The following is a 516-nucleotide window of genomic DNA, read 5'->3' on the forward strand; positions in this document are numbered from 1 at the left end:
TTTTATTGTCCCATTCAATATTTGTCTGGTATGTCAGTAATGCACATTATCAGAATGCTCACCGCGGTTGGGGTTCTGATTGCACTCGGGTCAGCTGGTTTTATAGCTGCTGACACATCTGGGAATGATGCAACCAACTTGGGATTGGCAGAAATATTCCAAACAGCGGATAATCCGTGGGGAGAGCCAACTATTGAGGTGTATGTCAATGCGACAGAGGAACATAACGAGGAGCGCGCAGCATTAGAGCTAGCCCGGTTCGCTAATACGACCGACCGAGAAGTCGAATTCACCCGGGTTAATTCCAGCACAAGTGCTGACCTTGTTATTGAATACACCGAGGGGGTCAATTGTGTGAGTAGACGGCCTACGGCTAGTTGTGCATTTGTTGAAGGACCAAAAAACACCACTATGATCCATGACGCAACAATCACGATAGATCGAGACTTGCCGCCTAGCGACTCGCGCAACACTCTTAGGGATAGTTTAGACTATGTTTTCCACGTCGATGAAGAG

Annotated in this window: 1 protein-coding gene; it reads left to right on the plus strand. The window is 47.5% G+C overall.

Annotation, left to right across the window (positions count from 1 at the left end; translation table 11 throughout):
- Positions 1-54: 54 nt before the first annotated feature.
- The coding region (locus DVK06_RS19430; protein WP_233561799.1) for a hypothetical protein at positions 55-516 on the plus strand (462 nt) is incomplete at its 3' end.

The organism is Halorubrum sp. Atlit-28R, assembly GCF_003665955.1.
Classification (GTDB): domain Archaea; phylum Halobacteriota; class Halobacteria; order Halobacteriales; family Haloferacaceae; genus Halorubrum; species Halorubrum tropicale.